This is a genomic window from Ruminococcus sp. N15.MGS-57, assembly GCF_000980385.1.
Taxonomy (GTDB): Bacteria; Bacillota; Clostridia; order Oscillospirales; family Ruminococcaceae; genus Hominimerdicola; species Hominimerdicola aceti.
Genome location: NZ_LARF01000026.1, coordinates 23368 through 33182 on the forward strand (window position 1 = coordinate 23368; position 9815 = coordinate 33182).

The 9815-nt window shown below is 44.3% G+C and carries 11 protein-coding genes; 4 read left to right on the top strand and 7 right to left on the bottom strand.

What is annotated here, in order from left to right; all coding sequences use genetic code 11:
• The first annotated feature begins 167 nt into the window (after positions 1-167).
• The 4 genes from WS40_RS06930 (at position 168) to WS40_RS06945 (ending at position 3235) form a co-directional block, all read left to right on the top strand.
• Entirely contained in the window at positions 168-872 is a 705-nt protein-coding gene (locus tag WS40_RS06930; protein ID WP_022287921.1) for a hypothetical protein, read from the top strand.
• A 59-nt stretch (positions 873-931) separates the two neighbouring features.
• On the top strand, positions 932-1441 hold the full coding sequence (locus WS40_RS06935) for a hypothetical protein (protein ID WP_022287922.1): 510 nt from the start codon (positions 932-934) through the stop codon (positions 1439-1441).
• Positions 1442-1476: 35 nt separating this feature from the next.
• On the top strand, positions 1477-1953 hold the full coding sequence (locus WS40_RS06940) for a peptidylprolyl isomerase (protein ID WP_046441326.1): 477 nt from the start codon (positions 1477-1479) through the stop codon (positions 1951-1953).
• Positions 1954-2032: 79 nt separating this feature from the next.
• The gene (locus WS40_RS06945; RefSeq protein WP_046441328.1) at positions 2033-3235 is read left to right on the top strand and encodes a hypothetical protein; all 1203 of its coding nucleotides are present in this window, start codon (positions 2033-2035) and stop codon (positions 3233-3235) included.
• A gap of 50 nt (positions 3236-3285) precedes the next feature.
• On the opposite strand, the gene WS40_RS06950 is transcribed toward WS40_RS06945, so the two are convergent.
• The 7 genes from WS40_RS06950 to WS40_RS06980 form a co-directional block, all read right to left on the bottom strand.
• On the bottom strand, positions 3286-4122 hold the full coding sequence (locus WS40_RS06950; protein WP_046441330.1) for a prephenate dehydrogenase: 837 nt from the start codon (positions 4120-4122) through the stop codon (positions 3286-3288).
• 96 nt (positions 4123-4218) lie between these two features.
• Positions 4219-5508, bottom strand: a complete 1290-nt coding sequence (locus WS40_RS06955) for a Sapep family Mn(2+)-dependent dipeptidase (protein ID WP_046441332.1) — start codon at positions 5506-5508, stop codon at positions 4219-4221.
• A 2-nt stretch (positions 5509-5510) separates the two neighbouring features.
• Positions 5511-6368, bottom strand: coding sequence for a metallophosphoesterase (locus tag WS40_RS06960; protein WP_046441334.1), 858 nt, complete (start codon positions 6366-6368; stop codon positions 5511-5513).
• Positions 6369-6383: 15 nt separating this feature from the next.
• Complete coding sequence (locus WS40_RS06965) at positions 6384-7232, bottom strand: patatin-like phospholipase family protein (protein ID WP_256322225.1); 849 nt, start codon at positions 7230-7232, stop codon at positions 6384-6386.
• A gap of 115 nt (positions 7233-7347) precedes the next feature.
• Complete coding sequence (locus WS40_RS06970; protein WP_046441338.1) at positions 7348-7866, bottom strand: hypothetical protein; 519 nt, start codon at positions 7864-7866, stop codon at positions 7348-7350.
• Positions 7867-7880: 14 nt separating this feature from the next.
• Complete coding sequence (locus tag WS40_RS06975) at positions 7881-8477, bottom strand: cache domain-containing protein (RefSeq protein WP_046441340.1); 597 nt, start codon at positions 8475-8477, stop codon at positions 7881-7883.
• Positions 8474-8992, bottom strand: a complete 519-nt coding sequence (locus WS40_RS06980) for a MotA/TolQ/ExbB proton channel family protein (RefSeq protein ID WP_046441343.1) — start codon at positions 8990-8992, stop codon at positions 8474-8476. Before WS40_RS06980 ends, WS40_RS06975 begins: the two co-directional genes overlap by 4 nt.
• Positions 8993-9815 lie beyond the last annotated feature (823 nt).

Here is a 9815-nt window from a genome sequence, read left to right on the forward strand (position 1 = left end):
TATTAATACGAAACAAAATGCACAAAAAGAGTTTAAAAAATCGTACAAAAAGTAACTGTCAAAAGGTTTGCAATTTTGGTGAAAATATTGTATAATAAATAAGTATAAGATGTCAGGCATAAAAAGCCGATATCAGATCATCATGCCAATAAAAAGGGGGAGATCTTATGGGTCTGTTCAGCAGAAAAAGCTCCGAGCCCAAAACATCGACACAGCCTAAAAAGCAGCAGATAAATGCTGATGATATATGGAACACACCTGTGAAGAGAGCAGGCGGAGATACGGCTTTTGTGAAGGAGTCCAGCAGCGATAAGGTACACGCCGAGAAGATAACCGATACCATAGAGCCGGAAACTATCCGCAGCAAGATGGAGCAGCTTGAAAAAGAGCTGGCTGAAAAGAAAAACGATCCCGTAAAGACCTATGCCGACTACGACGTGAACCCGGTAGGACAGGCTGAGATAACCGATGCCCAGAGCGAGTATGAAAAGCTTTATGAGGAGGAACACGCAAGATTTGTAGCTTCTCATAAGGAGGATATAAGCGTGGCGTCCGTTGAGGGTATCGACTCAAAGCTTGAGGAGATATATAGGATACATGACGAGAAAGTGGCTCAGGAGAAGCGTGATACAGGCAATATCGAAGCCATAAGTGCAGAGACCACAGCCGCAAAGGTGGCTGAGCTTCCTTATGCAAAAAAGCCTGAGGACTATGCAGAGTATAAGGATATAAAGGGAATATCCGTCGATGAGGCTCTTGTGGAGGGTCTTGGCTCTGTTGACCACAGCGAGGACGACGACGCTATCGGCTCAGTATCAGAAGAGTTTTTGGCGCAGAAGGTGAAAGAATTTAACGAAAAATATGGCAGATGATCGGGGTAAAGGCAGTCATTAGGGGTATTGCCAGAATAAATTGAATTGGAGAGATAAAATTGAAGATCAATACCGATAACCCTATCATAAAGTTTTCAGGCAAAGGCAAGCCGTTTCAGTATGATAAGTTGCTTTATGCTACATTAAATGAGTATATACTTGATTATAAGAATGCAAGACTTGATAAGCTGACCGATCAGGACGCTTCTATATGCCTTGCGAGAATAATAAGAAAAATGGAAGTCAATGACGTTCCTGTCCAGCAGTTTTTCCATGAAGAGCTTGAAAAGTGGAGCGAGCATACCAACTATGAGAAGATACTCAGACTTTGCGAGCTTATGGCAAAGGATATCTTCGGCTGTTTTGATAAGAACAGAGATGACGGCAACGGCGGCTTCTATAAAACAGACAGGCTCTATTGCGTAAATAATGACGGTGAAAGAGACTATATCGTTTGTGACGAGGTTGAGAAAAAGGGACTTTTCAAGAAAGTTCCAACTCCTGTCACATTGTATTTCAATGATCTTATGGAGAAAAATAAACGTGGCGAGCTGCCAAAATCCAAGTAAATTTTGTATTAACAGATAATAAGGAGAGTATTAACATGGTAAATATAGAAATGGCAAACGGAAAGAATATCAAGATTGAGCTTTATCCTGACGTTGCGCCTATCACAGTTGCAAATTTTGAGAAGCTTGTTAAAGAGGGCTTTTATGACGGACTGATATTCCATAGAGTTATCTCAGGCTTTATGATACAGGGCGGCGACCCGACGGGAACAGGCATGGGCGGTGCAAAAGAGAAGATAAAGGGCGAGTTCCTTGCCAATGGTGTTCGTAACGACCTCAAGCATACAAGAGGCGTTATCTCAATGGCACGTTCAGCAATGCCAAATTCAGCAAGCTCACAGTTCTTTATCATGCACCAGGACGCTACTCATCTTGACGGACAGTATGCAGCATTCGGCAAGGTAGTCGAGGGTATGGACGTTGTTGACGAGATCGCAGCAGTTGACGTAAATTTCAACGATAAGCCGCTTGTAGATCAGGTCATGAAGAAAGTAACTCTTATTGAGGACTAATAAAAAGGAAAATCATGGGCTGCGGTCTTTATGGCGGCAGCCCTTGTTTACGTCAAAAACAATATCAGGAGAGTAAATAATGGATTTCAAAAAAGTAACAGTGGGATTTTTTGCAGCGGTCATGGCAATGACCTCAGTGTGTTTCGCTGATCCCGAAACGCCTGTGACAACCGATGTGCCAGCCACAGATCCTGTACCGGAAACAACCACTACCGCTCAGCCTCAGTGGGAGGACACTGAAACGACTACAACTACCACAGCTCAGACATGGGAAACCACCACATGGGGAACTACCACATCTTATTCCTATGTTCCGGACACTCCGACTTCTACGCCGACAGTTGTAAAGCTTGTGGTCAGCGAGGTAAAGGATAAAAAGTTCACAGCGAAAATAAATATCCAGTGCGACCACCTTATCTCAAATGCCTCTATCTCCGTGGGCTATGACGATAGTCTTGTAGAGTTTGAAAAGTGCGAAACCAATGATAAAGCAGGTGGCATGGCAGTTGACAATGCCTTTGCAGGTAAGTTTGTATATAACTATGTGAACGCAGACGGCACAGACTTTGACGGTGATTATGCGACCCTCCATTTCAAAGTCGCAGACGAAAAGCTCACCTCAACAGTGCTTTATCTCACAGTAAATTCCCTTGATGACGAAAACCTCAATGCCATATCAAATCAGGTAGAGAATGGTATCGTCAAGTATCAGGACGCTGCAGACGTTCAGCAGGACGACAGCGATTATATCGAAATAGACGTTGACTATTCCAAGTACCCTATCGCTCCTGAGGATATAGGACTTACAGATGTTGACAGCGTAACAGTAGCCAACGGCGAAGTGCTTATATTCGAGGACGGCAAGTTCCAGACCCTCAGCACAGGCGAAACAAAGATAGATATTGTTTATAAGGACGGCTCAGTAGGGCATTTTAAAATAGTGATAAAAGAACCTGAAGCCGTGAAGCTTGAAAGCTCAGAAGCAGAAGCGACCTCAAAAGCCGCAAGTCCGGTGTCGGAAGAAAAGAGCGGTTCATCAATGGGCATTATTATTGGCGTGGTCTGCGTTTTGTGCGTAGCTCTTATTGCCGCTGAATATCTTATGATAGTGAAAAACAAAACAGTAGGCGACAATAAGTCAGCCAACAAGGATAATGATAAAGATATCCACGATACAGACGAAAGCGATGATACCAATTTGTCCGAGCCTGACGAACCTGACGAAAATGAAGAGCAGGAAGAAACTGATAATACAGACGACGATACAGACACAGAAGAATAAACAAAAAGCGGTGCAGAGAATTGAACTCTGACACCGCTTTATTTTCTTGTTTAGCTATTATTAGACAATTCCTTAAGCTCTCGACCCTCTTTAAGCAGGTCATGCAACCTTTGAGCGTCATTATTTGCAATAGCATCACGATACTCCGTTAATCTTGCGATTATATGCTCTATCTCGTCCACCAGTGGACCACGGTTCATAAGGAAAAGCTCCGTCCACATATCTTCGTTGAGTTTAGCCACTCTCGTAAGGTCTTTGAATGAACCTGCCGAAAAGCCTGCCTGCTTTAAAAGGCTGGGACTTTTTACATAGGAGCTAGAAACAACGTGTGCAAGCTGAGAAGTGAACGCAATAACGCTGTCATGCTCCTCAACGTTTGATACAACGACCTTTGCAAAACCTATGTTGTATGCAAGCCTTGATATCTCCTGCACCACCCTCATAGGCGTTCTGTCAGTAGGCGTCATTATAAAGCTTGCTTTCTCAAAAAGATTGTCCACCGAGTATGCAAAACCCGAAAATTCACGTCCAGCCATAGGGTGACAGCCGAGGAAGTTTACGCCGTTCTCAATGCAAACGCCCTCTACAGCTCTGACTATCTCGCCCTTTACTCCACAAGTGTCAAGAACGATACCGCCCTTCTTGAACTTACCTGCATTCTCCGTGATAAATTTTATGGTAGCCTCAGGGTGAAGTCCCACAATAACAACGTCACAGCCTGCAAGGTCGTCAATGGTCATTTCACCGTCGATAGCCTCCTGAGCCAGCGCTCCTGCTATCGTTCCCCTGTCAATATCTATACCGAAACAGCTCTCATGAGTGTTCTTTTTTATTGCCTTGGCAAGCGAACCGCCTATAAGTCCAAGTCCAACTATACAAATCTTCATTGTCCGTCATGCTCCCTTTGCTTTTACGCTTTTAAGCTTTTATGTAATAAAGTATACCACTAAAATCACACTTTGTCAAGAGCCATGCACACCCAATTATTCACCGCAAAGCTCTGCAATAGCATTAGCGTACATATTCAGATTTATTTTGAAAGTTTCCATGGAAATATGCTCGTCAGCTCCGTGCATATTGTTGTTTTCCTCAGGAAATTCCGCACCGAACGCAACACCGCCCTTTGTGTTGTGAACGTAGGTTATTCCGCCCTCAGCGATACATTTTCCCTTTTCGCCCTTGACCTTTTCGTATACCCTTAACAATGTCTGAACGAACTCACTGTTTTCGTCCACATAATGCGGCTCCATGCCGTCAAGCTCGTCCACCTTGAAGCCCTTGCTCTCCAGTGCCGAAGTTATGATACCGCTTATCTCAGCAAGCGTCTTGTCAATAGGGAAGCGCATGTCGATACCGCCATGAAGCCTGCCACCCTCAGTTTTAAGGATAGTCAGCGCACAGGTCATCTCGCCTGATACATCGTCTGAAAAACCAAGACCGCAGGACTTTCCGTTGCATTCTCCGTGTGGGAAAAGCTCAGCCAACCCACCAAGGAGAGCATTTTCATTTTTGTATTCTGCCACAAATTTTGTCACCGCATTGTCGCCGTTTTCAGGTCTTGACCCGTGTGACGATTTTCCTCTGATGACCTTCTCACTGTCGTCAGCAAACTTCACAATGCACTTGTCCGGGATAGCATTTATAACGCTTCCGCCCTTTATCTCAGCTATCTTATCGTCTGAAAATTCAGCAGAGAATGTAAGATGCACCATGCCCTTTTCGCAGTTGAGCACAGGAAAAGAGCCGTCGGGTGTGAACACCATTTCAGGGAAAGGCTGTTTGCTTTCATAATATTCCATGTCCTCACAGCCGCCCTCTTCATTGCCACCGAAAATAACACGGAAGTTCTTTTTTATAGGAATGTTAAGCTCTTTGATAGCCTTTACAGCCCACAGCACCGCAACGCTCGGACCTTTGTCGTCAATTGTTCCTCTGCCGAAAAGCTTTCCGTCAGCTTTAGTCAGCTTAAAAGGCGGATAGCTCCAGCCCTCGCCTGCGGGAACAGTGTCAAGATGTGAAAGCACAGCAAGCTTACATTCCCCGTTTTGGTAAAAATCACCGTGAACAGCATAGCCGTCAAAGTCCTTTGTTGTCATGCCGAGCTTTTCAAGATAAGCCTTTCCCCAGTCAAGAGCCTTGCGAGAACCCTCGCCAAATGGCTTAACAGGGGCGTTTATGTCACCAACGCTTTCGATAGAAATAATTTCGTCTAGGTCACGAAGTATCTCCTCCATGTGCTTGTCAAAATATTCTGCAAATTGTTTCTGATACATATTTATTCCTGCCTTTCAAGTGTGCAAATCATTATTTCCGAGGGATTATTCAGCCTGAATTTACCAAGCCCTGCCGTAACAGCAAGCTTTGCCAAGCCCTGTTCAGCGTCAAGTTCGTAAATACCTTTTGTGTATCGTGGAAAGAATTTCCGTTCGGGAGAAAGTATTCCGCCAATAAAAGGCAATCTTATAACTCCCCCATGACAGTGACCCGAAAACGTCACATCTGCTCCCCAGTCCGCATAAGCACGGAAAGCCAGCGGCGTGTGCGAAAGCAAAAAGTTACATTCGCTCCTGTCAGGCTCGCCTAAAAGTTTTGTAAGCTCGTCCTTTGTAAGCTGCGGCAGGTCGTGATGTGAAAAATCTTCGTTGCGGTAAAATCTTTGGGGAAGCTGAGTGCCGTATATATTGATGTGATCCTCGCCTATTTTTATCTGCTCCATGTTGTTTCTCAGAATGTGTACTCCACATTCGGTGAGCTTCAAAGCAAGGGCTTCGGCATTGTCCATGTTGTCAGTTTCATGGTTACCGAAAATATAATAGGTCGGTGCAATATGTTTTAGCCTTTTCATAAGGGCAAGCTTCGGTATCATGTCCGTTTCATCACGGCTGTAAAGATCACCTGCAAAGAAAATAAAGTCAGGCTCGGCGGCAATACAGGAATTCACAAGATTGTTGAAATTATCCCCGTAACGCTTCTTGTGAAGATCTGCAAGAAGAAGTATCTTTTTGCCTGCAAAGCTTTCAGGGAGCTTTGATACCTTCAGTTCGTATTCGTTCACCCTTAGCTGTCTGTTTGAAATAAGCATATAACCGCCCAGAAATGCGGCGGCAGCAAAAAGCGGCAGCTTGTATGACATTTTATTACCTCATTCCTACTTGCAAAGATATTTTTTCAGATCGTCCATTGCCCATTTTGCGTGGTTGTAGCCGTAATCGTAGAGCCTTCTCAGCTTTACAGGGTCGCCCTCAGTCCTGCCTACTCCGAAGGTGGTTTTTGGTGTGAAAACAAAGACTTTCCCCTCGGCTTTAAGCTCCATAAGCTCTGCGATACATTTGTTGTATCTCTCGGCTCTTGTGGCAAGGGCTTCGGCAAACTCAGGGTGCTTGTGATAATATTTTATGGCAAGCTTTGTGGCAGGCTCCTGGGTCTTAACATAGCCCTTTGGTCGTGTCAGCACAACGATATTTTTGTCACAGCCTGCTTTTATTGCCTGCAAATATGGTATTGAATCTGATATACCGCCGTCCATATATTTTTCTCCGTTTATCTCTATCTCAGGGAAAAGCAGAGGAAGCGCACAGGTGGCTCTAAGCAAATTCCAGTGGGTGTCATCTTTTGGCACGTCCATGTACTCAGCCTTGCCGTTTTTTACGTTTGTAACAACTGCACAAAATCTGCCCTTGAAGTTTCTGTAGGCTTCATAATCAAAGGGAAGCTCAACATTAGGCACAACATTGTAGGCATAATCAAGGTTATAGTAGCATCGGTTTTTCGGGTCAATAAGATGTCTTGCACCCATGTATTTCTTTGTTCCCATAAACTCAGTTGCAAGGCGGAGATTTCTTCCTATCTGACCTGAGCAGTAAGAAACGCCGAAAGCTGCTCCTGCCGAAACGCCTATAACATAATCGGCTATTATTTTATCCTCCAGCAAAGCGTCCATTATTCCGCAGGAATAGACCGTTCTGCTGGCTCCGCCCTCTAAAGTAAGTCCAAGCATGATATTACCTCTGTTTCTGAAAAGAGGACGGCTTGACCGTCCCCAATTATATTTTATATCTGTATCCTTTAAAATTATGCAGAAAACGGGCGAAGGATGTTCGCCCCTGCAGTTTTTATCTTACGGCTTCAGATGTTGTATCTATTGTGCTGTTATCCAAAGCTGAATTGTCAAGAACTGTTTCTGTGAACTCTCTGCCGTCATCGGTGAGAGCCTTTTTAAGCTCGTCCATGGCGTTCTTTGTTGCGTTGTCGTCTGTTATCCTTACGATAACATTGTCGCTCATAAGCTTCACTGTGGAAACAAGACTTTTAAGATCTACCACACGCTCATCGATTATATAAGTGCTTCCTGAAACCTTGATGTCATAAAATTCCTTTGGCACTGCTGTTGTTGTGGTAGTAACGGAAGATTCATTGGAGGAAGCACTTACGTCCTTGCCGTCCCCTGAGCCTTCGCCTTTTCCACCGCCTAGTCCAAGTCCAAGATACTGCATTATAAGAATAAGCGCCGCAATGATAATGACGATCAGCATGATACCAAGAAGCTTTTTCTTCTTTTTCTTTTTCTGCTTTTGTCTTTGTTTTTCAAGGTCACTGCGGTAGAGCTTTTCAACATCGTTCTGAATACTCATTTTTATTGTCCTTTCTATTTGGAAGTGTTTATGTATGTAAAGTAAACATTTTCGTATTTGTCTGACACAGCCTGCACAGCGTTTTCCACTATTCTCATGTTACGATAAAGCACAGCGTCACCGTCATAGACCACTGCCGCAAGCATTACTTCACCGTCTGCCGCACCGAGTTTTTCAAAAAGAGATATGAGCCTGCCTGAGATGTCTTCATCAGGGGTCACGGTCATAATATCCTCATCATTTCTGGAAATATACAGCTTGTCAGTGCCGTTTTCATTTCGCATATCAAGTGAGATAAGCATACCCTGAGTGTAGCCGTCAAGCGCCTGCTGATTTTTTGCGGCATTGCTGTTAATGTTCTCAGCCTTTTTATAGGCTTCATCTATCTGCTTTTGCATATCCTTACGGAGCTTTTCAAGCTCGTCAGCGGACTTTTGCTTCTGCTCCTCAAGCTGTTGAGTGACAGCCTGCACCTGAGCTTTTGCGTCCTCTTTCTGACTGTCGGCAGATGCGGAAACATCGGTCATGACCCAGAAAAGCATTATCATGATAACATCGAGCAGGGAAGTCAGCTCAAGGACTATGCCCTTATTTTTCCTGAAACCATTCATGGCTGCTCACCGCTTTGGGAATGTTCAGCGTTATTTCTTTCAAGATAGAGCTGAACATTTTTCTCGTTATCCTCTATTTTTGCAGAGATTATGCCGTCAAGAAATTTGAAGATTATAGCAAAAACAAGTCCCCAAAAAGTGGAGGTCAAAGCGCCATAGAAATTATCCTGAACGTTTGTCATATCGCCCACCATACCGAGGAGGGAGATAACAGTGCCGAGGATACCCAAGAGAGGGAAGATCCCTGTGAGATTTACGAACAGAGAATAAAGGCTTCCTGTGCGGTTGCGCATAGAAATGATATCTGTTTCACGAATGCCCGAAATATCGCTGTCAGCCTGACGGCGGGAAGCACCTGAGTCGGGAACGAAGATGTTAAGATGAAGCTTGTTGTAGAGAACATCAGCCGATTTTTTAGTGAAATAAAAGACGAGGGCAGTCGCGACTGCAACCAAGAAAATTATCATGTCGAAGCCGAAAAAGTTCATAAAAATTACGGAAAAGAGTTTTTTCATGGATAAGACCCCCTATAGAGATAATGATAGCACATTTTGAGGTAAATTGCAAGATGTGGGGGCGGATTTTTAGTGAGGAGGGGAGAAATGAGGAATGAGGAGTGAGGAGTGAGGAATGAGCATAGCAGACCAAAGTAAATTGCAAGCATAAAGTAAAATAAAGCACCGAGCGAAGCGAGAGATAAAGCGCACGCTCAAGCCCGGCGCTGGAGGGCTTGTGGGGTCTAGGGGCAAAGCCCCTAGCGGAGTATGAGGCAGAGCCTCATTCGGCGCAAGCCGACAAGGTGCAGATTTAATGAAAAATAGCATATAGAAGTCAGATATTAGATGAAAGTGATATCGGAGAATAAAATCTGCACCGCCTTTCTAGCCCTAAGCGCAATGTAGATACGCAAAGAGCGGAGCGATTTTGCGGAGGAATAATCTATCAATAAAAATTGTAGGGGCTGGCGCCCTCGACAGCCCGCTATTTCTTACCCATTGAATTATCGGGGAATATCACAATAATGTACCTCGAAAATAATTTGGCATCAAAGATACAACAATCACAGCATTACACCTCCGAGTGGGACGTCGGGGGCGCCGTCCCCTACAAATGCGTTGCCATAGGTTTCGTGTTTTAGCTGTATTTATATTCAATTTTCAAGTTACATTCGGGGTGTGACATTGGGTATTAAGCCCTAGGTTGTGTATACACAAAATCCACAACGCACACCCACGCTTTGACACAAGTACTCTACAGCCTGTTCCAGAATCTCTCATCGTATTCACTAAGTCGCAGGGCTTGTACGTGCCCGCAAGTATCAAAACGCTTTCTACTTAT

What these genes read in the sequence shown, in the direction of transcription:
- WS40_RS06930 (WP_022287921.1), top strand. Translation starts at nt 168, where the DNA reads ATGGGTCTGTTCAGCAGAAAAAGCTCCGAGCCCAAAACATCGACACAG.
- WS40_RS06940 (WP_046441326.1), top strand. Translation starts at nt 1,477, where the DNA reads ATGGTAAATATAGAAATGGCAAACGGAAAGAATATCAAGATTGAGCTT.
- WS40_RS06945 (WP_046441328.1), top strand. Translation starts at nt 2,033, where the DNA reads ATGGATTTCAAAAAAGTAACAGTGGGATTTTTTGCAGCGGTCATGGCA.
- WS40_RS06950 (WP_046441330.1), bottom strand. Translation starts at nt 4,122, where the DNA reads ATGAAGATTTGTATAGTTGGACTTGGACTTATAGGCGGTTCGCTTGCC.
- WS40_RS06955 (WP_046441332.1), bottom strand. Translation starts at nt 5,508, where the DNA reads ATGTATCAGAAACAATTTGCAGAATATTTTGACAAGCACATGGAGGAG.
- WS40_RS06960 (WP_046441334.1), bottom strand. Translation starts at nt 6,368, where the DNA reads ATGTCATACAAGCTGCCGCTTTTTGCTGCCGCCGCATTTCTGGGCGGT.
- WS40_RS06965 (WP_256322225.1), bottom strand. Translation starts at nt 7,232, where the DNA reads ATGCTTGGACTTACTTTAGAGGGCGGAGCCAGCAGAACGGTCTATTCC.
- WS40_RS06970 (WP_046441338.1), bottom strand. Translation starts at nt 7,866, where the DNA reads ATGAGTATTCAGAACGATGTTGAAAAGCTCTACCGCAGTGACCTTGAA.
- WS40_RS06975 (WP_046441340.1), bottom strand. Translation starts at nt 8,477, where the DNA reads ATGAATGGTTTCAGGAAAAATAAGGGCATAGTCCTTGAGCTGACTTCC.
- WS40_RS06980 (WP_046441343.1), bottom strand. Translation starts at nt 8,992, where the DNA reads ATGAAAAAACTCTTTTCCGTAATTTTTATGAACTTTTTCGGCTTCGAC.